Annotated in this window: 25 protein-coding genes; 8 read left to right on the top strand and 17 right to left on the bottom strand. The window is 73.0% G+C overall.

Annotated elements, in window-relative coordinates; translation table 11 throughout:
- Positions 1-174 precede the first annotated feature (174 nt).
- The 4 genes from ACZ7GJ_RS26245 to ACZ7GJ_RS26230 all read right to left on the bottom strand — a co-directional run bounded on the left by ACZ7GJ_RS26245 (position 175) and on the right by ACZ7GJ_RS26230 (position 4,552).
- Complete coding sequence (locus ACZ7GJ_RS26245; RefSeq protein WP_470755264.1) at positions 175-1,041, bottom strand: 4'-phosphopantetheinyl transferase family protein; 867 nt, start codon at positions 1,039-1,041, stop codon at positions 175-177.
- On the bottom strand, positions 1,038-2,264 hold the full coding sequence (locus ACZ7GJ_RS26240; RefSeq protein WP_470755263.1) for a hypothetical protein: 1,227 nt from the start codon (positions 2,262-2,264) through the stop codon (positions 1,038-1,040). Before ACZ7GJ_RS26240 ends, ACZ7GJ_RS26245 begins: the two co-directional genes overlap by 4 nt.
- Positions 2,265-2,284: 20 nt before the next feature.
- On the bottom strand, positions 2,285-3,253 hold the full coding sequence (locus ACZ7GJ_RS26235; protein ID WP_470755261.1) for an SRPBCC family protein: 969 nt from the start codon (positions 3,251-3,253) through the stop codon (positions 2,285-2,287).
- Positions 3,254-3,340: 87 nt separating this feature from the next.
- On the bottom strand, positions 3,341-4,552 hold the full coding sequence (locus ACZ7GJ_RS26230; protein ID WP_470755259.1) for a helix-turn-helix domain-containing protein: 1,212 nt from the start codon (positions 4,550-4,552) through the stop codon (positions 3,341-3,343).
- A gap of 269 nt (positions 4,553-4,821) precedes the next feature.
- Here ACZ7GJ_RS26230 and ACZ7GJ_RS26225 point away from each other — a divergent pair, with 269 nt between their 5' ends.
- Positions 4,822-4,977: a hypothetical protein gene (locus tag ACZ7GJ_RS26225; RefSeq protein WP_470755257.1), complete on the top strand. Its 156-nt coding sequence runs from the start codon at positions 4,822-4,824 to the stop codon at positions 4,975-4,977.
- Positions 4,978-5,031: 54 nt separating this feature from the next.
- Positions 5,032-5,517 carry a GNAT family N-acetyltransferase gene (locus ACZ7GJ_RS26220; RefSeq protein WP_470755255.1) on the top strand — a complete coding sequence of 162 codons (486 nt, stop codon included), beginning with the start codon at positions 5,032-5,034 and terminating at the stop codon, positions 5,515-5,517.
- A gap of 13 nt (positions 5,518-5,530) precedes the next feature.
- On the opposite strand, the gene ACZ7GJ_RS26215 is transcribed toward ACZ7GJ_RS26220, so the two are convergent.
- The 4 genes from ACZ7GJ_RS26215 to ACZ7GJ_RS26200 all read right to left on the bottom strand — a co-directional run bounded on the left by ACZ7GJ_RS26215 (position 5,531) and on the right by ACZ7GJ_RS26200 (position 9,567).
- The gene (locus ACZ7GJ_RS26215; protein ID WP_470755254.1) at positions 5,531-6,436 is read right to left on the bottom strand and encodes an AraC family transcriptional regulator; all 906 of its coding nucleotides are present in this window, start codon (positions 6,434-6,436) and stop codon (positions 5,531-5,533) included.
- A 44-nt stretch (positions 6,437-6,480) separates the two neighbouring features.
- Complete coding sequence (locus ACZ7GJ_RS26210; RefSeq protein ID WP_470755253.1) at positions 6,481-7,335, bottom strand: NmrA family NAD(P)-binding protein; 855 nt, start codon at positions 7,333-7,335, stop codon at positions 6,481-6,483.
- A gap of 115 nt (positions 7,336-7,450) precedes the next feature.
- Positions 7,451-9,211, bottom strand: coding sequence for an FAD-dependent oxidoreductase (locus ACZ7GJ_RS26205; protein WP_470755251.1), 1,761 nt, complete (start codon positions 9,209-9,211; stop codon positions 7,451-7,453).
- Between the two features lie 146 nt (positions 9,212-9,357).
- The gene (locus ACZ7GJ_RS26200; protein ID WP_470755250.1) at positions 9,358-9,567 is read right to left on the bottom strand and encodes a DUF4287 domain-containing protein; all 210 of its coding nucleotides are present in this window, start codon (positions 9,565-9,567) and stop codon (positions 9,358-9,360) included.
- Positions 9,568-9,728: 161 nt separating this feature from the next.
- On the opposite strand from ACZ7GJ_RS26200, the gene ACZ7GJ_RS26195 reads away from it, so the two are divergent.
- A complete protein-coding gene (locus ACZ7GJ_RS26195; protein WP_470755248.1) occupies positions 9,729-10,271 on the top strand; it encodes a flavoprotein in 543 nt (180 codons plus the stop codon).
- Here ACZ7GJ_RS26195 and ACZ7GJ_RS26190 read toward each other — a convergent pair.
- From ACZ7GJ_RS26190 to ACZ7GJ_RS26165, 6 genes are all read right to left on the bottom strand, one after another.
- Positions 10,189-11,445 carry an epoxide hydrolase family protein gene (locus ACZ7GJ_RS26190; RefSeq protein ID WP_470755246.1) on the bottom strand — a complete coding sequence of 419 codons (1,257 nt, stop codon included), beginning with the start codon at positions 11,443-11,445 and terminating at the stop codon, positions 10,189-10,191. The two genes, ACZ7GJ_RS26195 and ACZ7GJ_RS26190, sit on opposite strands and share 83 nt — an antisense overlap.
- A 27-nt stretch (positions 11,446-11,472) precedes the next feature.
- Positions 11,473-12,294: an AfsR/SARP family transcriptional regulator gene (locus ACZ7GJ_RS26185; protein WP_470755244.1), complete on the bottom strand. Its 822-nt coding sequence runs from the start codon at positions 12,292-12,294 to the stop codon at positions 11,473-11,475.
- A 379-nt stretch (positions 12,295-12,673) separates the two neighbouring features.
- Positions 12,674-13,342, bottom strand: coding sequence for a ScbR family autoregulator-binding transcription factor (locus ACZ7GJ_RS26180; RefSeq protein ID WP_470755242.1), 669 nt, complete (start codon positions 13,340-13,342; stop codon positions 12,674-12,676).
- A gap of 71 nt (positions 13,343-13,413) precedes the next feature.
- Positions 13,414-14,283, bottom strand: a complete 870-nt coding sequence (locus ACZ7GJ_RS26175) for an AfsR/SARP family transcriptional regulator (RefSeq protein ID WP_470755240.1) — start codon at positions 14,281-14,283, stop codon at positions 13,414-13,416.
- A gap of 394 nt (positions 14,284-14,677) precedes the next feature.
- The gene (locus tag ACZ7GJ_RS26170; RefSeq protein WP_470755320.1) at positions 14,678-15,379 is read right to left on the bottom strand and encodes a ScbR family autoregulator-binding transcription factor; all 702 of its coding nucleotides are present in this window, start codon (positions 15,377-15,379) and stop codon (positions 14,678-14,680) included.
- Between the two features lie 613 nt (positions 15,380-15,992).
- The gene (locus tag ACZ7GJ_RS26165; RefSeq protein WP_470755322.1) at positions 15,993-16,202 is read right to left on the bottom strand and encodes a hypothetical protein; all 210 of its coding nucleotides are present in this window, start codon (positions 16,200-16,202) and stop codon (positions 15,993-15,995) included.
- On the opposite strand from ACZ7GJ_RS26165, the gene ACZ7GJ_RS26160 reads away from it, so the two are divergent.
- Entirely contained in the window at positions 16,126-16,983 is an 858-nt protein-coding gene (locus ACZ7GJ_RS26160; protein WP_470755319.1) for a ScbA/BarX family gamma-butyrolactone biosynthesis protein, read from the top strand. The genes ACZ7GJ_RS26165 and ACZ7GJ_RS26160 overlap by 77 nt on opposite strands.
- 95 nt (positions 16,984-17,078) lie before the next feature.
- Here ACZ7GJ_RS26160 and ACZ7GJ_RS26155 read toward each other — a convergent pair whose 3' ends face one another.
- Complete coding sequence (locus tag ACZ7GJ_RS26155) at positions 17,079-18,014, bottom strand: NAD-dependent epimerase/dehydratase family protein (protein WP_470755238.1); 936 nt, start codon at positions 18,012-18,014, stop codon at positions 17,079-17,081.
- A 54-nt stretch (positions 18,015-18,068) separates the two neighbouring features.
- Here ACZ7GJ_RS26155 and ACZ7GJ_RS26150 point away from each other — a divergent pair, with 54 nt between their 5' ends.
- The gene (locus ACZ7GJ_RS26150; RefSeq protein ID WP_470755235.1) at positions 18,069-18,827 is read left to right on the top strand and encodes an SDR family NAD(P)-dependent oxidoreductase; all 759 of its coding nucleotides are present in this window, start codon (positions 18,069-18,071) and stop codon (positions 18,825-18,827) included.
- A 53-nt stretch (positions 18,828-18,880) separates the two neighbouring features.
- Here ACZ7GJ_RS26150 and ACZ7GJ_RS26145 read toward each other — a convergent pair whose 3' ends face one another.
- Positions 18,881-20,161, bottom strand: coding sequence for a cation:proton antiporter domain-containing protein (locus ACZ7GJ_RS26145; protein ID WP_470755232.1), 1,281 nt, complete (start codon positions 20,159-20,161; stop codon positions 18,881-18,883).
- Between the two features lie 90 nt (positions 20,162-20,251).
- Complete coding sequence (locus ACZ7GJ_RS26140; RefSeq protein ID WP_470755229.1) at positions 20,252-21,007, bottom strand: TetR/AcrR family transcriptional regulator; 756 nt, start codon at positions 21,005-21,007, stop codon at positions 20,252-20,254.
- 208 nt (positions 21,008-21,215) lie between these two features.
- Between ACZ7GJ_RS26140 and ACZ7GJ_RS26135 the strand changes: the two genes are divergently transcribed.
- The 3 genes from ACZ7GJ_RS26135 (at position 21,216) to ACZ7GJ_RS26125 (ending at position 24,251) form a co-directional block, all read left to right on the top strand.
- A complete protein-coding gene (locus ACZ7GJ_RS26135; RefSeq protein WP_470755227.1) occupies positions 21,216-21,890 on the top strand; it encodes a ScbR family autoregulator-binding transcription factor in 675 nt (224 codons plus the stop codon).
- A 115-nt stretch (positions 21,891-22,005) separates the two neighbouring features.
- Positions 22,006-23,313 (top strand): ParA family protein, encoded by a 1,308-nt coding sequence (locus ACZ7GJ_RS26130; RefSeq protein ID WP_470755224.1) that lies wholly within the window; start codon positions 22,006-22,008, stop codon positions 23,311-23,313.
- A complete protein-coding gene (locus ACZ7GJ_RS26125) occupies positions 23,310-24,251 on the top strand; it encodes a ParB/RepB/Spo0J family partition protein (RefSeq protein ID WP_470755222.1) in 942 nt (313 codons plus the stop codon). Before ACZ7GJ_RS26130 ends, ACZ7GJ_RS26125 begins: the two co-directional genes overlap by 4 nt.
- The last annotated feature ends 111 nt before the right edge of the window (positions 24,252-24,362 follow it).

Genomic DNA, 24,362 nt, shown 5'->3' with positions numbered 1-24,362 from the left:
CCGGCCGCAGCCGCCCGGGGGGCTGGGGAGTGTCGTCAAAGTGGCGTCGGCCGCCCGAAGGGCAGGCCCCGCCGGCCAGACGGGACTCTGACGACACGACCTAGGGGGTGTCTGGCGGGTGTCCGAGAGCGCGTGCCGGGCGTCGCGACGCCGCGGACACCCGTCAGACACCCCCTAAGCGGTCGGGAGGGTGCGGTGGGCCACGCTGACGACGTAGCACTCGCCGAGCGGGTGGGTGACGAAGTCCCAGCCCTCGTCGCCCGCGTCGCCGCCGCCCGGCAGGTCGGCCAGCACCACGCGGCCCTCGGCGTCGCGGTCGAACCCGAAGGCGGAGAAGCGGCGGCGCAGCCCGTGCCCGAGGGCCTTGGTGTACGCCTCCTTCAGGGTCCACAGCCGCAGCAGCCGTGCGCGGCGCTCGTCCTCGGGCAGCGCGGCCAGTTCCTCGCCCTCGCGCGGGGTGCAGACCTGGTCGCGCAGCAGCTCGAAGGAGATGTCGCGGTCGGCGGGCTCGGCGTCCACGCCGATCGGGCCGGTGCGGCTGACGCCGACCAGGATCAGCTCGTCGGTGTGCGCGAGGCTGACCTCCAGTTCGCCGCCGAGCCCGCGCAGTACGGGCCGGCCGCCCAGCTGGTAGCCGAGGTCGAGGCTGCCCGGGCTCACGCCCAGGGCGAGCGCGGCGGTGTGCTTCATGACGAAGCGGGACACGGCGAAGCGCAGCCGGCCCGAGGCGACCGGTGTCTGGCGGTAGCGCGGCCAGTCCTGGCCGAGCAGGGGGCGCAGTTCGGGGTCGAGCAGGGCGGAGGTGAGCCACTGGCCCCACCGGGTGCAGACGACCGCCTGGCCGGTGGTGTCGAGCCGTTCCTCGACCGCGTCCCAGGGGCCGTCGGAGCCGGGGATGTACACGGGTGCGTCGAGCGCGTCGAGGGTGGCGAGCGCGGCCAGCGCTTCGCCGAGGGCGCCGGGCGGGCCGGCCGCGCCGAGCGCGCTGTGGGCGTCGGGCCCGGCGTCCCGCAGGCCGGGGACGTGCCGCCGGCCGGTCACCGCGCACGCCCGGTGGCCCGGATGTCGCAGCCGAGGCCCTCGCGGTGGCGTTCGGCCAGCTCGGCCCAGATCCGGTCCCGCGCCTCGATGGAGGCGGGCGTGCCCGGTCCGTCGGGTGCGATCCCGAGCCGTTCGGTGATCCGGGCGGTCGCGAGCAGCGCCCAGTGCGGGCTGCCGAGGAAGGGGTCGCGGCCGGTTTCGGCGGCGACGCCCTGGACCCCGAGCACGGCGGCGGCGAGCAGCACCATCGCCTGCCGGTCGGCGAACGCCCGCATCCGCGGGTCGCCCGGGTCCGCGCCCTCGGCGAGGCGGCTCTGGCGGGCCAGGGCGCGCTGTTCGCTCAGCAGCCGGCCCGCGACGCGGGCCAGTGCGGGGTCGACGGTGTCGCCCGAGCCGACGTCGGCGGCCGCGGCGATGCGGGTGAAGCGGGCATGGGCGCAGGTGAGGGCGCCGACCAGGGTATCGTCGCTGCCCGGCTCCGGCGGGATGATCCGCGCGGGCATCCGCTCGTCGAGCCGGAACAGCACCGAGGGGCCCGCGCCGCCCGCAGGGCCGGGGCCGCTGTGGCCGCCCGCGCCGCCCGGGCCGCCCGCGTCCCAGCGCCGTCCGAACGCGGCCGCCAGGGCGGGCAGTTCCCGTACGACGTCGGCCTGCCGGGCCAGGGCGTCCGCGCGGCCGGTGCCGGGCCGCTCCAGGCGGTCGACCAGCTCGGCCAGCATCCGCCGCTCGGGGCCGTCGTGGGCGGCGAGCCGGCTCTCGGTCATGACGAGCTGCAGTTCGTCCAGTACGTCGGCCACCACGATCGGCACCGTGTAGCCGACGGCCGCGCGTACGCCCGGGTCGCTGCCCTGCGGCAGCCCGCAGGCGCGCAGCCCCACCGTCACCAGGGCCTCGCACGCGAGCAGATCGGCGAACGCGGAGGCCAGGGGGGCCTTCCAGCGGCGGCCGGCCCGGCCGCCGCCGCTGGCCTGTCCGGCGACCAGCGCGACGGTGGCGCGCAGGACCGCGCTCGCGGCGCCGGTCAGCGCCTGGGCCCCCAGCAGGGCGTCGCGCTGCTCGGCGCGCAGCACGGACCGGGCGTACCCGCTCGGCGCGGGCGGCCCGGCGGGCGGCCGGGCCGCCGCCTCCGGTTTCGCGGGCACGACGGAAACGGCGGCCGCGACGGACCCAGTGGTCCTCGTGTCGCGGCCGTCCTGGAGCAGACCCGGCCGGGTCGGGGCCATCGACGGCCTCCCTCTCGTCCTCATCGAAGCCGGCGCACGCTGCTGTTCAAGGCGTGCCAGGTGGCCAGCCGCAGGGTCTCGGCGCTCGCGCGTCCCAGCCACTCCCGCACGTAGCGGCGGGCCTCGGCGAGATCGGTACCGCCGCCCAGGACCGGTTCTACGGCTTCTGCCCGCAGCATGACCTGCTGGGCGCAGACGACCCGTACGCCGTCCTCGTCCGGTTCGAGGGACCACTCTCCGCTGTGCGCGGCGACCAGTTCGGGGGAGGCGAGCTCCTTGTAGACGATCCGGGCGGCCGCGGGGAAGCAGAGCCGGACCGTGCGCGTGGTGACGCTCAGGCCGCTGGGTTCGGCGAAGGTGTCCACGGCGGCCACCTGCACGCCGGGCACGTCCTCGATGACGCGGGCGGCGTCCACGTGCGGGACCAGCTGCGCCCAGTCCTCGATGCGGTAGAGGAAGTCGTAGACCAGCTCGGCGGGTCCGGCGACGTGCACGCTGTCCTCGAAGGACAGCAGCAGCTCGTCCAGCCGCTCCCAGCGCTCGGCGATCTCCTTGACCTGGGCCAGCTGGGCCTCGGTCTCCTCTTCCCACTCCCGGCGGGCCCGTGCGCCGGTGTCCCCGGGCAGCCCTTCCAGGGTGCGCTCCTGGCGCAGCGTCAGCAGGGTCTCGGTGTCGTCGCGCGCCTCGACGGTCCAGCATCCGGTGGTGGGCACGCCCAGCCGGAAGGTGTCCTCCAGCTCGAAGGCGACGGTGCGGGTGTGCGGGTTCAGGACGCGGCGCATGTGGAAGGAGCGGACCCGGTCGCCGGCCACGTCCCACATGCGCAGCCGCTCGTGGGTGCCGTCGAAGTCCATTCGTTCCACGTGGACGGGGGACGGCAGCAGCAGCGGCCAGCGCACGGCGTCGGCGAGCAGTCCGTAGACCACGCCGGCCGGGGCGGCCACCTCGGCCGTCCGCTCGCTCGCGTGGACACGCTGCGAAGAAGACATGGAACGGCCTCCCCTCCGAGTGGGTGCAGATGTGCTCAAGCCTGCCCGGGGCCACTCGAACTTCGCTCAAGCCGGGACGGCCCGCCCTCAAGCGTGGGTCGTCTGCGTGAGCGCCTCCGCGAGCATCCGCCAGATCTCCGCGGCGAGGTCGATGTTGACGTCGTCCTGGGCCTGCTGGGCCAGCTCGCGCAGGCCCTGTACGCCGGCCGGGTCCCCGTCCAGGATCTGCAGCTGGTGGTGGAGGATCGACAGGCGCACCTGGTCGCGGTGGGTCATCCTCGGCTGGTCCCCGACCGCGTCGGCGAGCAGGGTGCGCGCGTCCTCGTACCGGGCGTCGGCGAAGGCGAGTTCGGCCTTGAGCGCCGCCTGGTACTGGCGCAGCGAGGGCGTGCCGACGAAGACGAGGGCGGCTTCGGCCTCGGTGATACGGCGCTGCGCCTGCGCGGGGTCGGCGGGCCGCATCTGCAGGTGCAGGCGGGCGGCGGCCTGCCGCAGGCGCAGCCACAGTACGAGGTCCTCGTGGCTGCTGAAGCGTTCCAGGGCCGCCTCCAGGCAGGCCAGCGCGCCGTGGTGGTCGGCCTGGCGCATGCGGACGGCGGCCGCGGTCCACATGGCCTCGGCCCACAGCGCGTCGGTGCGGCCCTCGACGAGCACGGTCAGCTCGTCGGCGTGCAGGCGCGCGTCGCCGGTACGGCCCGCCTCCGCCTGTACGGATACGAGGGCGAGCAGCACGGTGGCCCGGTCCTCGACGCCCAGGCGCTCGCTCTGGGCGAGCTGGTGGGCCTCGAAGGCCGCGTCGAGGGCGGGCATGATCTCGCCGAGCGAGCGCAGGCAGCGGGCGAAGCGGGTCAGTCCCCGTACGCGCAGCTCGCTGACGCCGACCTCCTCGCCGAGCCCGACGAGTTCGGCGAGCTGGGCCCGCTCCGTGACGTGGTCGCCCTGGAGCCGGGAGGCCTGCGCGAGCAGCCACAGCGCCTGCCAGCGCAGGACCGCGCTCTCGTGGCCCTCGGCCGCCAGGGCCTGGCGCAGCGAGTCGATGGCGTCGGGGGAGCCGGTGGACGCGGCGAGGGTGAGGGCGTGGGCGAGGGAGCCGGTGGCGGGCTCCTCGAAGTCGGCGGGTTCCAGGCCGAGGCGGCCGGCCAGGTAGGTCACGGCCCGGTCGGTGGGCTGGCGGGCCCCGGACTCCAGCCGGGAGAGGTAGCCGGTGGACATGCCCTCGCCGGCCAGCGCGGTCTGTGACAGCCCCTTGGCCGTCCGCAGTTTCCTCAGGCGGTGTCCGAAGGCGGGCTGTCGCAGCATGAGCACCCCAGGGGTCGGCGGCAAAACTCTGTCGGGAACCGTCAACGAGCGTAGGCCGCCCGGCAATTCGCGGGCAAACCTTTGCCAGGCGAAGCGCCCCCTTCTCGTGCGGATCTCGTACGGATGCAGAGCGGTCGTGGGGTGTTCCTCGACCGGTCCTCCACCGGATCGAGGCATGCTCTCCAGGACCCGGCCTTCGCACCGGCCAGGGCCTGCCCTTTTCTGATTCGAGCGCCTGGGAGTCGACGATGAGGCCATCGGTGTGCGCATTGAGCGAGTCATGCACCCCCGCCTGTCACCAGGCCGGTGACCTGACCGCGGCGCACACCCCCGCTCACCACATCCCCGCGGCGCACGCCGCCGCCCAGCAGACGGAGGTGGTCCAGGACGCGATGCCCGACGACGACATCGGCTGGCCGCGCTAGGCAGCGGCGCCCCGCGGCTGCGGCGGGCCCCGGCGCCACTTGTACGCTGCACGGATGAGCACTTCCGCACTCCGCCTGGAACCGGTCACCGCCGACAACCTCGACGCCGTCTGCGCGATATCGGTACGCCCCGACCAGCAGCACCTCGTCTCACCGGTGGTCAAGTCGCTGGCCGAGGCGTACGTGCACGGCGAGACCGCCTGGCCGCGGGCGATCGTGGACGGCGACGAGGTCGTCGGCTTCGTGATGGCCTTCGTCGACATCGCCTGGGACCCGGCGAAGGACCCCTCGGACGTCCGCTCGGGCATCTGGCGCCTGAACGTCCGCGCCGACGCACAGGCCAAGGGCTACGGCCGCTTCGCGGTCCGGGCGGTGGCCGCCGAGCTGCGCGAGCGCGGCGCGTCCCACGCCTATGTGACGTGGGACCCGGGCGCGGACGGCCCCGAGCCGTTCTACCTGCGGCTGGGCTTCGGCCTCACGGGCGAGCTGAGCGGCGGCCAGACGGTCGGCGTGCTCGACCTGACCGCGGACGGCGCGTAGCCGCGCAGCTGCTTCACCCGGCCGCGCGGAACTCCCGGGGGCTCAGGCCCCGTACCCGCTTGAAGGCCGTCGACAGCGCGAAGGCGCTGCTGTAGCCGACCCGGCGGGCGACCGTGGCGACGGTGGCGTCCGGTTCGCGCAGCAGGTCGGCCGCGAGCGCCAGGCGCCAGCCCGTCAGGTAGGACATCGGGGGTTCGCCCACGAGCTCGGTGAAGCGCCGCGCCAGCGCGGCGCGCGAGACGCCGACCTTCGAGGCGAGTTCCGCGACCGTCCAGCCGTACGCCGGGTTCTCGTGCAGCAGCCGCAGCGCCGGCCCGACGACCGGGTCGCTGTCGGCGCCGCCGCGGTCCGCGATCCAGTTGCGTACGACGCCGATCAGCAGCAGGTCCAGCAGCCGGTCCAGGACGAGTTCCTGGGCCGGTTCGCTACGGGAGATCTCCTCGGCCAGCAGGGAGATCAGGGCGGTGTCCGCCGCCGAGGACGGGTGGACCAGAACGGCCGGCAGCGCGTCCAGCAGGCGGCGTCCGATCTCGCCGGGCTCCTGGTAGGTGCCGCTCAGCATCACCGCCGATCCGTCGGCCTCGCCCCAGGTCCGCACGCCCAGCAGCATCGACTGCGACACGTCGGCGCCCTCCAGGCTGCACCGCTGCTCCTCGTCCACGGTGATCTGCACCGGCGTGTCCGGGTCGTCCGCGACGGTGTAGGGGACGGGGCCGCGCACGACGGCCACGTCGCCGGGGCCGACCGCCACCGGCTCGCCCCCGTCGGGCAGCAGCCACGCCGAGCCGCGCACCATCGTCATCACCGACAGCGGGGCCCGGTCCTCGATCCGCAGCGCCCAGGGCGGGTTGAACACCGACTTCTGCAGGAACGCGCCCCGGGCCTTGGGGCCTTCGAGAAGTCCGGTCAGTGTGTCCATCCCACCATCATCCGCCCGCTCGTCCGCCCGCGGGCCCGCTGTCCTCACGCGTTCCAGACGCCCGTCGCGGCCGCCTCGCGCGCGAAGTCCGCGAAGTCCTTGGGCGCCCGGCCCAGTGCCTCCTCGACCCCGTTCGTCAGGTGCGCGTTGCGGCCGTCGAGGATCAGCTCGAAGAGGTCGGCGATCTCCTCGGGCAGGCCGTTCTCGCGCAGCACCTGCCGGTACTCCTCCGTCGAGACCGGTACGTAGGAGATCTCGCGCCCCGTGGCCTTGGACAGTTCGGCGGCGACGTCGGCGAAGCTCAGCAGGCGCGGGCCGGTCAGGTCGTGGGTCCGCCCGATGTGCCGGTCGTCGGTCAGCGCGGCCACCACCACGTCGGCGATGTCGTCGGTGTCGATGAAGGGCTCGACGGCGCCGGCGGTCGGCAGGGCGATCTCGCCGGCCAGCACGGGCCCCACGAAGAAGCTCTCGTCGAAGTTCTGGTTGAACCAGGCGCAGCGCACGATCGTCCAGTCGGCCCCGGAGGCCTTCAGGTTCTCCTCGCTGAGCTCCGCGGCCTCCTCGCCGCGGCCCGACAGCAGCACCAGGCGGCGCACCCCGGCGGCGACGGCCGCCTCGGCGAACGCGCCCACCTGCTCGGCGGCGCCGGGGAAGGCGAGGTCGGGGTAGTAGGTGACGTACGCCCGGTCGACGCCCTCCAGGGCGGGCCCCCAGGTCGAGGGCTCGTTCCAGTCGAAGGGCGGTTCGCCGGTGCGCGATCCGATGCGGACCGGGCGGCCCAGGGCGGTGAGCTTGTCGGCGACGCGGCGGCCGGTCTTGCCGGTGCCGCCGATCACGAGGGTGGCGGGGGCGGTCTCGGTCTGCGTCTGCGTCTGCGTCTGCTGCGTTGTCTGCGTCATGTGACCAGTCAACGGCCCAGGAGTGAGACGCAACATCGCCGAGAAGCTCAGGAACATACGCGTGAGTCCAAGGCGGCCACAGCCGCGACCGCCACGGCCGCGACCGCCGCCCGGGTCAGACGACCCGGCGCATCCCCCGCGCCTCCCGCTCCCGCAGCACCTCCAGCAGCGGCGCCGGGCGCGGGTCGGCCGGCGCCAGCGCCGCCGCGAGCGCGGCCTCGGTGAGCTCGGGGCCGCCGCCCGCCGTGTAGCCGTCGGGGCGCACCAGCAGCCAGCTGCCCGCCGACATGCCCAGCGCCTGGCGCAGCCGGCCGCCCGGGTCCGCCAGCAGTCGCGGCCCGGAGCGCGAGCGCGCCCGGTCCGGTGCGACGGTACGGACCGACAGCCAGGCCCCGTACCGCTCCAGCGCGGCCTGCGCCGCCTCCCGCGCCTCGCCGGTGGCCTCGGGCACGTACAGCAGGGACCAGCGCACGTCGCGCAGTTCGGCCCGCAGCCCCTCCGTCCCCGGGTCGCCGGGGAAGCGGGCGGCGGCCCCCGCCGCCCGCGACCCGGCGGGCAGTCCCGGACCGCCGGGGCCGCCGGGCCCGTGGGGGCCGCCGCCGGGTCCCGGCGGCGGGGTGCTCAGCGGGCTCTGCGGGTAGCCCAGGCCCAGCCCGGCCGTGCCGCAGAGCATCCGGCGCCGCACCGCCTCGCGCACGAAGGGCCGTACGGCACGGTCCAGCAGCCAGGTGCGGCGTACCAGGCCGAGCAGCGCCGGCAGCGCCAGGCCCGCGAGCACGTGCGCGAACCGCGCGAGCAGGCTTTCGCGGCCCGGCTCCAGCAGCGCCCGGCCGACCGGGACCCGCTCCTGGCCGTAGGTGTCGAGCAGTTCGCGCCCCGCCCAGCCGTGTTCCACCATCGCGAGCTTCCAGCCGAGGTTGTACGCCTCCTGGATCCCGGTGTTCATGCCCTGCCCCGAGCCGGGGCTGTCCCCGTGCGCGGCCTCCCCGGCGATGAAGCACCGGCCCTCGTGCATCCGCTCGGCCGTGCGCAGCTTGAAGGTGCGTACGCAGGTCCAGTCGGGCTCGCCGACCCGTACCTCCCGCCCGAGCCCGGCCGACAGCAGCGCGGAGTACCGCTCGTGCGCGGGCCGGGGGTCGTCGTCGGGGCCGGCGGGGTCGCCGGCCAGCAGCCGCCAGCGGCCTTCGCACGCGTAGGGCAGCATCAGCAGCGAGCGCCCGCCGCCGGTGTGCACCCAGTGCACGGTGTCCTGCGGCAGGTCCCCGGCCGCGACGTGCACGTCCGCGAGTTCCCAGCGCTCGGTGCCGGATCCGCGCAGCGGCAGCCGCAGCCGTTCGCGGACGGTGCTGTGCCGGCCGTCGCAGCCGACCAGCCACGGGACCTCGTACGCCTCGTCCTGCTGCGTCCCGTCCCTGCGCAGCCGGACCCGGACCCGCTCGGCGTCCTGGGTCAGCCCGGTCAGCCGGACCCCCCATTCGACGCTGACGCCGAGGCGGCCCAGCGCCTCGCGCAGCAGGTCCTCGGTGCGGCTCTGCTCGATGACCACGGTGTACGGGAACCGGGTGGGCGGGCGGTCCGGGCCCGCGTCGCCGGTGTCCAGGCGCAGGATGGGGCGGCCGCCGGCGGAGACGGTGAACGCGCTGTTGCTGCGGCCGTGTTCGAGGAGCCGGCGGGCGAGGCCCATCTGGTCGAGGGTCTCCAGGGTGCGCGGGTGCACGGCGACGGCCCCGCCGGCGCGGGAGGGCCCGGCCGCGGCGTCGATCAGCCGCACCCGCAGGCCCCGGCGGGCCAGCTCGTGGGCGGTGGTGAGCCCGGCCGGCCCGGCGCCGACGACGAGTACCTGAGCCTGGGCCGGTAGCGGCCGCGCGGTCACCACGATGCAACTCCCAGGGCTGTCGGAGCGGGGGCAAGGGCCCTCCACGGTCTCCAGCACGGCTCGAAGTGGATCGGAAGTACGCTCAAATCCCGCAGAAAGGCCGGGAGTCGCTGTTACCGGCGGCTACCCCCGCAGCTGCTCCGGGGCTACTTCTGCCCCTCCTTGAGGGTGTGCGCGACGAGGGCGTTGGCATGCCCGTGGCCCAGCCCGTGCTCGGTCTTGAGCCAGGAGACGAGCTCCATGTGCCCGGTCAGGGACGAGGACCGGATCAGATCCTTCCAGTGCTCGACCGGGTGGCCGTACTTCTTCTCGATCGAAGGGAAGTAGCTGGCGGGGCCCTTCACCGGCTCGGTCATGGCGTCCTCTTCTCCTCGTGCCGTACCGCGTCTGGCCGGCGTGTCACAGGGATGGACCGCAGCCGCGGCCGGAACTCATCGGCCGCGCCGGAAGAATTTCCGGACCGTCTCCGGATGACCGGCCCGACCGGCCGGTTCGTGCGATGTGATCACATTGCCGTATGACCACGACGAAGACCCTGTACCTGCTGTGCTGCGCCGCCCCGCCCGTTTTCGACGTGGCCCGCGTGATCGAGGACGCCCAGGCCCGCGGCTGGGACGTCTGTCTCGGCCTCACCCCGACCGCCGCGCACTGGCTCTCCGGGAGCCTCGACGGGCTCGCCGCCCTCACGGGGCATCCGGTGCGGTGGCAGTACAAGCTCCCCGGCCAGGCCGACGTATGGCCGGCCGCCGATGCGCTGCTCTTCGCCCCGGCGACCTTCAACTCCCTCAACGCCTGGGCGCTCGGCCTGACCGACCGCTTCGCCGTCGGAGTGGCCGCCGAGGCGCTCGGCAAGCAGGACGTGCCCGTCGTCGCCATGCCCTGCCTGAACTCCGCCCTCGCCGCCCACCCGCAGTTCGACCAGTCCCTGGCCGTCCTGCGCAGCGCCGGCGTCACCGTCCTGTACGGCGAGGACGGCTTCACCCCCGGCCCGGCCGGCCCCGACGCCCCGCCGCACTTCCCGTGGCACGCGGCCCTGGAGGCGGTGTCGGCGGCCCGGTGAGCGGCGCGAGCTCGCGGAAGAACGCCCGTACGTCCCCCACCAGCAGGTCCGGCACCTCCATCGCGGGGAAGTGGCCTCCCCTGTCGTACGAGGTCCAGCGCACGACGGAGTCGGTGCGCGCGGCGACGTGCCGCAGCGGGATGAAGTTGTCCCTGGGGAAGTCGGCGAGCGCGGTCGGGGTGCGGGAGACCTCGGGCGGCTGCCCGAAGTAGTCGGCGTGGGCCCGCTCGTGGTAGATCCGCGCGGCCGAGCCGGCCGTACCGGTCAGCCAGTACAGCATCACGTTGGTCAGCACCTGGTCCCGGTCCGGCGGGCACCGGGGGTCGCTCCACTCGGCGAACTTCTCCCCGATCCAGGCCAGCAGCCCGACGGGGGAGTCGTTGAGCGCGTAGGCGAGGGTCTGCGGGCGGGTCGCCTGGATGTCGGCGTAGCCCTGCCGCTCGCGCGCCCAGGTCCGCTGCCGCTCCCAGGAGGCCCGCGTACGCTCCCGCTCGGCCGGCGTCAGCGGCGCCAGCTCCTGCTCGGTGGGCTCCGCGGTGGCTCCGCCGCCCGGCAGCAGGTTGAGGTGTACGCCGCTGACCCGCTCGGGGTGGATCCGGCCCAGCTCCCGGGAGACCGCGGCTCCCCAGTCGCCGCCCTGGACTCCGTACCGCTCGTACCCGAGGCGCTCCATCAGGACGGCGAAGGCCCGCGCGACCCGCTTGAACTCCCAGCCCCGCTCGGTGGTCGGCCCGGACAGGGTGAAGCCTGGGATCGACGGGAGCACCAGGTGGAAGGCGTCGGCCGGGTCCCCGCCGTGCGCCCGGGGGTCCGTCAAGGGGCCGGCGACGCGCTGGAACTCGACGAGGGAGCCGGGCCAGCCGTGGGTCATCAGCAGCGGCCGGGCGTCCGGTTCGGGCGAGCGCAGGTGCGCGAAGTGCACCCGGGCCCCGTCGATGACGCACGTGTACTGCGGCCAGGAGTTCAGCCGCGCCTCGGCGGCCCGCCAGTCGTACCCGTCGCGCCAGTGGCGCGCGAGCTCGCGCACCTCGCCGAGGGGCATGCCGTACGCCCGGCCCGCGTCCGGCAGTTCGTCGGGCCAGCGGGCCCGGTCCAGCCGTTCGGCCAGGTCGTCCAGTTCGCGCTGCGGTACGTCGAGCCGGAACGGCCGCGCCCACTCACCAAGGTCGCTCATGCCTTGGAGGGTAGGCGAGGCCCCTGCTCACGCCGCGTACAGGTCGAAGGTCGACCCCCGCTTCGGTCCGGCCGCCACGTCGAGCGCCGGGTCCACGGTCAGCATCGCCTGGTGCAGCCGCTGTAACTGCGGGGACGGCTCCACGCCCAGGTCCTCGATCAGCCGGCCGCGCAGCCTGCGGTACACGTCCAGGGCCGTGGCCTGGCGCCCCGAGCGGTACAGCGCGACCATCGCCTGCGAGTGCAGCCCCTCGTGCTGCGGGTGGCGGGCGATCAGCTCGGTGAGTTCCGCGAGCAGTTCGGTGTGGCGCCCGAGCCGCAGGTCCACATCGATCCGCCGCTCCACGGTGACCAGCCGGCTCTCCTCCAGCCGCATCACCTCGATCTCCAGGATCGGCCCCACCCGTACGTCGACCAGGGCCGGCCCCTGCCACAGCGCCAGCGCGGCGCGCAGCAGGTCCGCCGCGCCCTCGTCGTCACCGCCCTCGAAGGACTTCTGGCCCTGGGCGACGAGGCTCTCGTACTCGTGCACGTCCACCGATTCCGGCGGGATCTGGAGCAGGTAGCCGCCGTGCCGGGTGGCCAGCACGTCCTTGGCGCCGCCGGGTTCGCCGGGGCCCATCGCGGTGCCGAGTCTGCGGCGCAGCTGGAGTATGTACGTCTGCAGGGTGGTCAGCGCGCTCTGGGGCAGATCGGTGCCCCAGATCTCCTCCATGAGCGTGGGCACCGGCATCACCCGCCCCGGGTACAGGGCGAGGAGCGTCAGGATCTGCCGCGGCTTGCGGGCGGTGGGAACGATCGAGCCCCCGTTGACCTCGGCACTCAACGGACCCAGAACCTGAATTTTCACGGTCTCCTCCGTAAGTCGTCGAATTCGCTGAGATTCCCCTCGAATTTGGCCTTCGACTGAGGCACGGTAGCCGGGCCCTGCGCAACGTCTCCGAATTCTCGAGGCTCTTTTGAGCCCCTCTCCACGGGTCGAACCGCCGGTCGGCGGCCCTGTCGGTCCCGTGTCCCGCCCACCTCCCGTGCCGGGGCCAGTGGTGGCGCCAACCTCCGTACGCCGAATTCACCCGCGGAAATCCTGTTCTCCTGCCGGGTGCTCTCGGCGGTTTCCTCCGACTGCGTCATATCCGGTCGCGGTGCGGAGTCGATCCGCACCCGACCGGTCCTCTCCGATCGTCCGAGCAGCGGCGCCTCCCACAGCGGGAGCACCGTGCCCACCCCGTTCACGGCCCGGTCCCCAGGCTCCCCAGGGCCCCGGCCGCGGCCGCGGCGGCCACCGACCGCGCGTCCGTGCGGTATTCCGGGGCACGGCCCTCCGCCACCAGGCTCGGCAGCAGCAGCGCCCACAGGTCGGAGACCCTGCGCTGCAGTTCCGCGGCCGACATCCCCGTCCCGGACATGGCCTCGATCCCGCACGCGGCGGCCGCGACCAGCGCCTCCGCGCTCTCCCAGCGCCGTTCCGCGGACAGTTCGCCCGCGTCGCGCGCGAACCGCAGCAGCGCGCACACGGCCGACAGCCAGGTCGCGTGGAAGTCGACCACCTGCGGCTGCTGCCCCACGCACTCCTTGGTGATCCGGAAGCTCGCCGGGATCGCCGAGTCCTCGTGCAGCGTCCGCGCCAGCCAGTGCGTGGTGTCGATCAACACCTGCAAGGGCGAGGCCCCTGTGCCGCGCTGTTCCTTGACCGCGTTGCGCAGCAGGGCGCATCCATGCTGCTGCACGGCTTCCGCGAGCTCGTCCTTGGAGCCGAAGTGGAAGTACAGCGCGCCCTTCGTCACTCCGGCCGCACCCGCGATGTCGGCCAGGGTGGCGTGGGCGTATCCGTGTCGGTGGAACATGTCCGCACCGGCACGGACGAGCCGCCTGCGGGTCCGCTCCGACCTCTCCTGCACCGAGCAGTCTCCTTTCCCCGCCCCGTACCAGCCCCTGCTCGGGCACACTTTCGCGCTCACATTGCCGGCCGTCAGACCTGCACGAGGCGTTCGCCGCCGGCCTCGGCCAGGCTCTCCGGCCCGGCCATCAGGATGGAGCGCTGCAATCGCCGCAGTGCGGCGGACGGCTCCAGCCCGAGCTCCCGTACGAGGGTGGCGCGCAGCCGCTGGTAGACGTCCAGGGCCTCGCCCCGGCGCCCCGAGCGGTGCAGGGCGAGCATGAACTGCCCGTGCAGGTTCTCGTGGGTGCGGTAGCGGCTCACCAGCACGGTCAGCTCGGCCAGCAGCTCGCGGTGGCGCCCCAGCCGCAGGTCCGCCTCGATCCGCTGGTCCAGCGCGCACAGCCGGGTCTCTTCCAGCCGCAGCGTCTCCATGTCCAGTTGGACGCCGCCCTGTACGTCGGCGAAGGCGGAGCCGGACCACAGCGCCAGGGCCTCGCGCAGTAAGCGCGCGGCGCCGGGGAAGTCCCCCGCGTCCATGGCCCGGTAGCCGCTGCCGGCCAGCCGGTCGAACTCCCGCACGTCGAGGGTGCCGCCGCCGCTGTTCAGCAGATAGCCGCCGGGCAGGGTGACGAGGACGTCCTTCGCGGTGCGCTCCGGCGCCTCGGTGCGCTCCGGCGCCTCGGTGCGCTCCGGCGCCTCGGTGCCTTCCGCGTTTCTCGCACCCGCCTCCAGCGCGGTCGCGATGAGCGCGCGCAGCTGGAGGACGTACGTCTGGAGCGTGGTGCGGGCGCTGCGGGGCGGTTCGTCGCCCCACAGCTCCTCTATGAGCGCCGCCACGGGCACCACTTGGTCGGCATGCAGGGCCAGGAGCGCCAGGACCTGCCGGGGCTTGGGGGCGGTCGGCGCGATGGAGATCCCGTTCTCCCGCACCGCCAGTGCGCCCAGTACTTCGATATTCACGCCGTACTCCCCTGTCCTGGATGAGTCACAACCTCAGTAGAAAACAGGACGAGCGGTTTGTCAATATGAAACCGATCCCGCTGTTCTGGAGCCCAGCAATACCCCATCCTCACTCAAGAACTGGCCCTGAGCTGCGACTTTAAGCTCCACCCGGTACCCCCAAACCAACCCAGCACGCCTCAATCCCACCTCGACACGAGGCACAGAAGGGGGCCGGAGACGCCCCATAAGAGACCGCACAGTCGGTACATTGCCCGGCGCTGCGCCGCCCGGGGGCTACGGGATGGCCCCCGGCCGACCCCCGCGCGCGGACCGGCGGACACACGCAAAGCGCCCCGTCTCAACCCGAGACGGGGCGCACAGGGACATCACGGGAACACCGGCACCCGGCGGTTCAGGGGCGGGCCGGCTCCAGCTTCCCCGCATCGCCGCTCTCTTCGACCTCTTCGGCCGCGTCGGCGTTCAGCAGCGCCAACTCCGCGAGCACCCGGCGCCCGCGGTCTTCGGCGATGTCGAGCCGGCCGAGCATCGCCGGGGTCGCGATGCCGGGGAGGACGTGCTGGTAGAGGGCGGCCACCCGCTCCTCGATGTCCGCGCGGTCGGTGAGGGTCTGCGAGTAGATCTGCACGCCCGTCCAACTGGCGGACAGGACCCAGGCCGTCTCGGCGGGATCCACGTGCGGCAGCAGTTCGCCCTGCCCCTTCGCCTCGCTCAACAGCATCCGGGTGAGGTCGATCCACTCCGGCACCGCGCCGCCGCCGAAGACCTCGCGCATCTCCGGGCCGAGCGAGAGCCGGGCGCCCGCGCTGAGCATCGGCTCGTGCTTCATCCGGTACGCCAGCACCATCGCGACGTCCACGAGCTCCTGGAGCTTGCTGTCGCGGGAAGGTACGCCGCCCTCACCGAGCTGCGCGTCGAGCACGCCTTGGGCCAACTCCCGCTTCGAGGCGAAGTGGAAGTACAGGGCGCCCTTGGTGACGCCTGCGCGGGAAAGGATGTCCGCGATGGTGGCGGCGTCGTAACCCCGCTCGTCGAAGACGGCCGCCGCGGCATCCAAGATCGCGCGGCGCGTACGTACTGCACGCTCCTGTCGCACCACGAGTGCCTCCGATGTCCAGGGAATCGTACCGGCGGATTCGTATACAGCCCCCGCCGTTCGACAGAAACCAACCAGAAGGTCCGTATTTTATCAAGCCGGTCTCTGGTGTGACTTGATCGAGTCTCCCACTTCTTCGCCTGGTCACTCACACACCCCATCCCCTCGACGCCCCGGATCTACACCCTTTGCGCCGGTCCGCGACAGGCTGCGGTTAGAGGTTGACGCTCTGCTCAAAAATACCACCCATACGGTTTTTAACTCTCTCTTTCTCCCCTGTGTCACAGCGGCGGACCCACCGGCAGCCGACGGCGGCCCTGACACCCGGGCGCCCGACGTCCACTCAACGATGGCTTGAATTCCTCTCACCGAATCCGGCGCAGCAACACCCCACCGGACCGGGGCATATGACCGGAAGACCGGCTCCCACTTGGGACTCGCGGTTCGTGGCGCCCCGCCCGTTCCACGACCGGAACACCGCTGGTGGGCGCGCCCTACAGGCCGACATGTGACCCAAACGACCCGTCATGCGCGTCAGGAGGACACGATTTGAGCACCTTGAAACAAAACCGGAGAGTACGTATCTTGCGAGGCGCGTGCGCCACTTGTCCCATCAGTCGAACTGGCTCTGCGGGGAGAGTTCCATGACCATGCTGACGATCCGGAAGAACGCGCCCGCCCTTCCTCTACCGAGGACGGGAGACCCGTGGGCCCGGTGCAACGTCATACCGGGGTTGACCACCACGGTGCCCAGGGAGTACGTCCACCGCAGCTCGCTTGCGGAGGTCTTCCTGACGGGGTGCGACGAGGCAGGGCCGGACATGTTCCGCCTCACGGGGCAGTGGCCCCGTGCCCACACCTTCTTCACCACTGCCGACGGCATCAGCCACGACCCGGTGCAGGCGGGAGAGACCGTACGACAGGTCGGGCTCTACCTCTGCCACGCCGTGTACGGGGTGCCGCTCGGCTACAACGTGCTGCTCTGGAGCCTGGACTTCGAGACCCAGCCCGAGCAGCTGCGCATCGGCCGCGGCCCGACCGACCTCCAGATCACAGCCGTGTGCAACGACTTCGCCTGGAAGGGCAACCGCTTCTCCGGGCTGCTGGAAGTCGACATACACCGCGATGGCGAACTCACCGCCACCGGCACCGCCCGCTTCACCTTCGTCCACCCGAACACCTACGCAAGACTGCGCGGCGACCGCGGCACCATCGGCTTAGAGAAGGCACTGGCACGCCGTACGCCGGTGGCCGCCGCATCAGCGGGCAGATCGCTGCCCTTCGACGTCGTCCTTGCGCCCGCCGAACGACCGGGTCGGTGGGAACTCAGCGCCGACCTCAACCACCCCATCCTCTTCGAGCACGCCAACGACCACGTTCCCGGCATGGTCCTCGTCGAAGCCGCCCGCCAGGCGGCTTACGGAATGCACCCGGCCGACACCTTCACCCCCACGGCCGTGTCGACGGAATTCCTCAACTACGTCGAGCTGGACACGCCGTGCTGGGTGGACGCGAACGTCACCGGACCCGGCCGGGTGGAGGTCGTCGGCCGCCAGGGAGGCGCCGCCGCCTTCCGGTCCACGGTGACCGGCACGATCGCCTGACCGCCGAGAGCCGCCTGTGCGGCCCGTCCTCGCCCTGCCCGTCCCACCCTGACCGTTTGTCCGGTCCGCACGCGGGAAGCCCCGCGCGCGACCCCTCAGCCCTGCTGGCCCTGGTACTCCCGGTACCAGGCGGCGTAGCGTCCGAACTCTGCGGAGAATCCCGGCCCGGGAGATGCCTCGAGTTGGTTCCACAGGCGCCGGCTGTCGTACCAGTGGTCCACCGCCAGGAACGACACCCGCCTTCGCAGCACCGGGTCTCCCCGCCCGCCGAGCAGTTCCAAGGCCCCGGCCATGTCCACGTCGTCCGTCGGCAGTGCCGTGAGCCCGAGTTCCCGTACGACCGTCTCCACCAGTTCCCGCACGCTGACGGGTTCCGGATGGCCGGCGTGCAGTACCTGCCCCGCGCCCCCCACGCCGTGCCGGACGGCGAGTTCCGCCAACGCGCCGGCCAGGGCGTCCACCGAGACCATGGACGTCCTGGCCCGGCCGCCGTTCACCCAGTACGGCACCCGTTCCAGTAACCGCACCAGCGAGGGCACCACCCAGCGGTCCCCCCGCCCGTACACCAGATGGGGCCGCAGGACCGTACCGCCGGCCGCCAGCACGAGGCGCTCGCCGGCCAGCCGGGTCACGCTCGTCACCGACTCCGGTTCCTCGGCGAGTTCCCCTTCCCGCGCACCGCGGTGGGCCCCCTCCCGGTAGACGGCCGCCGTCCCCAACTGGACGGTCCGCCGCACCCCGGCCCGCTCCGCCTCGGCCAACAGCGCCCGGGTCCCCTCCGCGTTGACCGCCCGGCACTGCTCCTCGGTGCCGCCGATCCGGGCGGCCAGGTGCAGCACGGTGTCGACGCCCTCGCACAGCCCGCGCAGCGACTCGGGCCGCGTCAGGTCCCCGTGTACGACCTCCGCTCCGGGCACGTCGGCCTCGTGCACGAGCGCCCGTACGGCCACCCCCGACCGGACCAGCCGCTCCACCACACCGGTCCCGACGAACCCGGCACCACCTGTTACCAATACCCTGCGACTCGTCATGGCATTGATCATTACACCGTGTTACTGTCTCGCGGTGATGTTGGAGACAGACAAGTGAAACTTCTTTCCGGCAAGTCGGCGCTGATCACCGGCGCGAGCTCCGGGATCGGAGCGGCCGCCGCCCGTGTGTTCTGCCGGGAAGGCGCCGCGCTGACACTCGTGGCCCGCCGCGAGCCCGAACTGTCCGCGCTCACCGAGGAGCTGCGCGCCGACGGACACCGGGTGCAGTACGTGGTCGCCGATGTCACCGACAGCGAGGACGTGGCGCGCGCCGTCGCAGCGGCCGTCTCCGCGTACGGCCGACTGGACGCGGCCTTCAACAACGCGGGCATCGGCACCGAGCCCAAGCCCCTGCACCTCCTCGGTGAGGACGCCTACGACAGCGTCATGGACACCAACGTGCGCGGCGTCTGGAACTGCCTGCGCCACGAGATCCGCGCCATGCTGGCCACCGGCGGCGGCTCGATCGTCAACAACAGCAGCACCGCCGGCCTGGTGGCCACGCCGGTGGCGGCCTCCTACGTCGCGTCGAAGCACGCGGTCGTGGGCCTGACCAAGGCTGCCGCCAACGACTACGCGGCCCTCGGCATCCGGGTCAACGTCCTTGCGACCGGCTCCACGCGCAGCGAGATGATCGACGGGTGGCTCAAGGAGAATCCGGCGATGGAGGAGGTCCTCCTCCAGTCGGCCCTCCTCCCCCGCATCGCGGCCCCCAGCGAGATCGCCGAAGCCGCCGCCTGGCTCTGCAGCGACCGCTCCTCCTTCGTCGTCGGCGCCACCTTGCCCGTGGACGGCGGCTGGACCGTCCGCTGATGCGGCGCCGCCGATGTCGGGGAGCGTTAACGGCGTTAACGGCGTTAACGCCGTTAACGCTCCCCGGCTTCGGCACGTCGGTACGGGGCCGCCGTGCGGCGGACCACCGGGGCCGTCAGGGCGGTGGTGGCCAGGGCCATCAGGACGAGCACGGTGAACAGGCGCGGGCCGATCACGCCGAGGCCGAGGCCGATGTTCAGCACCACCAGCTCCGTCACCCCCCGGCAGTTCATCAGCGCCCCGAGCGTCACCGCCTCCCGCACCGGGCGACCCGCCAGCAGCGCCGCCCCGGTGCCCGCGCCCCACTTCGCGGCGACCGCCACCGCCAGGACCGCCGCCGCCCAGAGCCAGCCGGCCGCGTCCGCGCCCAGCAGCCCGATGTCCGTCCGCAGTCCGCTCCCGACGAAGAACAGCGGCAGCAGCACCGGCGCGGCGAACTCCCGCATCCGCTCGGCCGCCCGCCGGGCGGGCTCCGCGTCCCTCGGCACCACCGCGCCGAACAGGAAGGCGCCGAACAGCGCGTGGACCCCGATGGCATCGGTCGCCCAGGCCGCCAGGCAGATTCCGGCGAACAGTCCGGCCGCCCCGCCGGGGGCGCCCCACCGCGCGAGCAGCGGCCGTACGCCCCACCACATCGCCGCCAGGAACGCCGCCGCCGCGGCCACCGTCAGCAGCACCCGCTCGGCCCCGCCGTCACCGGCGACCGCGACGACCACCGCCAGCAGGCACCACGCCACCACGTCGGCCACCGCCGCGCAGGCCATGGCCAACGCCCCGACCGGTGTGGCGTACAGGCCCTCCTCGGTGAGGATCCGCGCGAGCACGGGGAACGCCGTCACGCTCAGGGCCACCGCCACGAAGAGGGCGAACTCGGTCCGGCCCACCCCGGCGGGCGCGAAGGACCCGTACATCGCGAGCGCCAGCAGCGCCCCGAGTCCCAGCGGTACGGCCACGGTCGCCTGGCTCACCAGGACCACGGCCCGGCCGCTGCCCCGCAGCAGCCCGAGGTCGAGCTCCAGTCCCACCAGGAACATGAAGACGACGAGCCCTACGTTCCCCAACACCCCCAGGTACGTCACCACCTCGCCCGGCAGCAGCCACCTCTCCCCCGCCGGCCAGAGCCACCCGAGCAGCGTCGGCCCGAGCAGGATGCCCACCGCGATCTCCCCGACGACGGCCGTCTGCCCGAGGCCGCGCATCACCGCGGCGCCGGCCCGGCACGCGAGGACGACCACCGCGGTGGCGATCAGCACCCCCGGCAGGGGGTCGCGCAACGCTCCGAGCGCCCCGAGCGCCCCGATCGCCAGGGGAGTCATGGGCACCGTGGCCGTCATGGCGGTCACCCTCCCCCGGGCCGGCGGATCCGGAAACAGACCGGGCCCACACTTCCGGGGGTCGCTCTCCCCCCGCGCCCCACCCGTCTCCTACGCCCCGGCAGCCCGTCCCGCCATCAGGAGCCCGAGCCCGTCAAGGATGCGATCCAGCCCGAATCCCAGGGCCTGGTCCTGCCCCCCGACGGCGGCGACCGAAGCCAGCGCTGCGGTGAGCGCCGGGTAGCGCTCACCGTGCACCCGCATCACCTCGCCGAGCGCCGCCGCCAACTGCGCGTCGGGGCCCTCGACCGGTCCACCGCCGCCGGCACCGCCGCTTCCCCCGCCCATGGCCCGCTCCTGCTCGGCGATCCCCCGGACGTGCCCGGACAGCAGCACCACCGCGTCGATCGCCTCGGCCCCGCTCAGCCCGCACCCGTCCAGCGCGGACAGGGCCCGCTCCATCCACCCGGTCTCCCGCGGCCCCATCACCCGCGCCCCGACCGTCGCCTCCAGGAGCCACGGGTGGGCGCGGAACCCCGCGTACAGTTCCCGGGCCCAGAGCGCGAGCCGCTCGCGCCAGCCCTCCCCCGCCGCGTCCAGGACGGGTGGTTCCGGGACAGCCGCCTCCACCATCAGCGAGACCAGTTCGGCCTTGCCGGGGACGTACCGGTACAGCGCCATCTTCGTGACCGCCAGTTCCCCGGCCACCCCCTGCATCGATACGCCGGCCAGCCCCTCGGCGTCGGCGATCCGGACCCCGGCTTCGGCGATGCCCTCCAGGGTGAGCCCGCGCTTGGGCCCCCGCGCGGAGGTGACCGGCGGCCCCCAGAGCAGCCGCACGGCCGCGCCCCACTGCTCGTCCGTCATCGGATCCCTCACTCTTCCCGCCCGTCCCGCCAAACTGTGTCTACCGTACACGTTAACGGCGTTAACGCCGTTAATGATCCACTTCCCCGAAAGTACCGACGGGCTGGTTTCCCCAAGAAGTTGCTGGCTACATAGACCTCGACGGGACACGGAGAACAGCCAGCCTGACGCCTGGACGCCCGGTCACACACCCACGAGGAGCGGGCACATGGCAAGGACCAGGCAGACACGCGCGGAGAACACCCGGCAGGCGATCCTCGACAGCGCGGCGAGCGTCTTCGACCAGGCCGGCTTCGCCTGCGCCAGCCTCAGCGACGTCGTCCGGGACGCCGGCGTCACCAAGGGCGCCCTGTACTTCCACTTCCCCTCCAAGGAAGCGCTCGCCCGCGCCCTGATGGAGGAGCAGCACCGGATCTCCCACGCGGTGACCGACGTCCGGGAGCCGGGCCTCCAGACGGTCATCGACCTCACGCACCGGACGGCCTTCGGGCTGCGCACCGACGTCCGCATCCGCGCCGGGATCCGTCTGGTCATCGAGCTCCGCTCCGCGACCGACCCGGACCCGAGCCCGTACGACGGCTGGATCGACACCTGCCACCGCTGTCTGACGCCGGCCCAGGAGCGGGGCGAGCTGCTGCCCTCGCTCGATGTGTACGACCTCTCGACGATGATCGTCGGCGCGTTCGCCGGCATCCAGGTCGCCTCGCAGGCGCGCACCCACCGCGCGGACCTGCACGCGCGCGTCGTCGACCTGTGGAACTTCCTGCTGCCGGGCATGGTGCCCGTCGGCCGCATCTCCCTGTTCGACCCCGCGGGTTCGTCCGGGTGCCGGGCCGAGCTGGGTCTGACGGCACTGGACTCCCCGCCGGTCCCGGTCGGCTGACGGCGGGTCCGGAGGGGAATCCGGAGGGAGATCCGCCGGGGATCCACACCACTTCGTTAGCAAAACTCAAGCGCGGTGCCCACATCCACTGGCGAACGTTAGTAAAGTCCCTCTCATGACTTCGCCCTCGTCTCAGAGCGACCGAGAGAAGGTCGTCTCCAAACTCCCCCCGTGGCTGCGCCAGGAGTTGAAGATCCGCACCGCCCAACTGCGGGTGGACATCCAGGACGCCGTCCACCAGGGCGTCGCACACTGGAGCGCGCTCGCCTCTTCCCCCTCCCCCGTCGACACCTCCGGCGCCGAGTCCTTCTCCACCTGGCTCCCCGCCGGGCAGTGGGAGTCCTTCCGCGCCGACTCCAAGGACCGCGGGGTCTCCCTCATCCAGGGGCTCGCCCAAGCCGTCCGCCTCTGGCTGGAGATGAACCCGGCGCCCACGGTCAAGCGGCCGTCCGTCGTCCGCCGCATCGTCGTGTGCAACCAGAAGGGCGGAGTCGGCAAGACCGCCATCACCGCCGGTACCGCCGAGGCCCTCGCCGAGGACCCCGCCAGCCTCCACCCCGTCCGCGTCGCCCGCCAGCTCGCCCGGCTCTCGGCGGCCGAAGCCGCGGGCACCGCCGCCGGCGCCGAGGGCGACGCGGGTGACTCCCACAGCACGGAGCAGCGCCTCGCCGAGGTCGTCCCCCTGGACCTGGAGGACCTCCCGGGCCTCGGGATGCGCGTACTGATCGTCGACTTCGACCCGCAGGGCCACCTCACCAAGCAGCTCGGCCAGCAGCCGCTGCCCATCGGCGGCGACAGCCTCACCTGCCACATGGCCGGCGAGGCCAAGGGCCCGCTGGCCGACCTGATCGTGCCCGTCGCGGACGAGCGCTTCGGCGACCGGCTGCACATCCTGCCCGCGTGCACGGACGCGTTCCTCCTCGACGTCCGCCTCTCCACGGTGCGCGCCCGCGAGGCCGCGCTGGAGCGGGCCCTCTCCCCCGTCGAGTCCGACTACGACGTCATCCTCATCGACTGCCCGCCGAGCCTGGGCCTGAGCATGGACGCGGCCATCTACTACGGGCGCCGCCGCGACACCGAACAGCCGGGCGCCTCGGGCGCGCTGATCGTCGTACAGGCGGAGGACTCCTCGGCCGATGCGTACGACCTCCTCACCTCTCAGATCAACGACCTGCGCGACGACCTCAGCCTGGAGATCGACTACCTCGGGCTCGTCGTGAACCTCTACGACGGCCGGCGCGGGTACATCGCGACCTCCTCGCTCCAGGCCTGGATGGACATAAAGGATCCGCGCGTCGTGGCCGTCGTACCCGACCTGAAGGAACAGCGCGAGGCCGTCCGGGTGAAGCAGCCGCTGTTCGTCTACGCACCCAAGGGCGACCAGGCGATCGCACTGCGCGCCCTCGCAAGGGAGATCTCATGAGCAAGGCCGACAAACTCGGAGTCTCGGCTTCCTTCGCCCGGGCCCAGCCGGCCGGGGTCAGCTCGCGCCGCGCGGCCATCGCGGAGGCCACCGGCGCCCCGACCTCCGGGGTGGTGCCGCCCTCGGAGGTGCCGATCGAGGCGCTGGCCCACAACCCGTTCAACCTCCGCGAGGAGCTCACCGAGCTGGAGGAGATGGCGCAGTCCCTCTCGGTCCGCGGCCAGCTCCAGCCCCTGGCCGTGGCCACCCGGATGGCCTTCATGGAGGCCCACCCGGGACAGACCGACGGCCTGGGCCGTGCCCCGTACGTGGTCATCGACGGCAACCGGCGGCTCGCTGCGGCGCAGCTGGCCGGGCTGAAGACGATGCACATCCACGTGAACGACTCCCTGGCCACTTCGGCGGCGGACATCCTGGAGTCGGCGCTGATCGCCAACGTCCACCGGGTCGACGTGGCGCCGATGGACCAGGCGCGGGCCCTTCAGGAACTGGTGGACGCGCACGGCTCGCAGGCGCAGGTCGCCAAGCGGCTGGGCAAGACGGCGGCGTGGGTCTCGCAGCGGCTGACCCTCCTTCACCTGACCCCGGAGCTCCAGGACAAGGTGGAGACGGGCGAGCTCAAGGTGGAGCCGGCCCGGCGGATCGGGCGCCTGCCCCAGGGCGAGCAGGCGGCCGCGGCGGAGGAGACCATTAACGCCGTTAATCCCCCGCGCCAGCGCACGCGCCCGACGGCGGGGCCGGCGGCCGGGGCATCGGCGAGCGTTAACGGCGTTAACGCCGTTAACGCCGTTAACGCTCGCGAGGACCGGCCGGCCCCCGCGCCCCGCCGGATCACGATCGCGGTGGACTCCCCCGAGACCATCGCGGACGCCCTGACCGCGCACCTCACGCCCGACGACCTGAAGGCCGTCACCGAGCTGCTGCTGACCCGGATCTGAGGCCGGATCGGCGGCCGCACCCACGACGGGGGCGCTGACGGCATTAACGCCGTTAACGCCCCCACGTGTGTTTCATGTGCGTTCTGAGGTGCGCTTCGCATAGGCTGCGGC

It is taken from the genome of Streptomyces sp. NPDC037242 (assembly GCF_055604165.1).
This window is presented reverse-complemented; position numbering and strand designations above follow the sequence as displayed.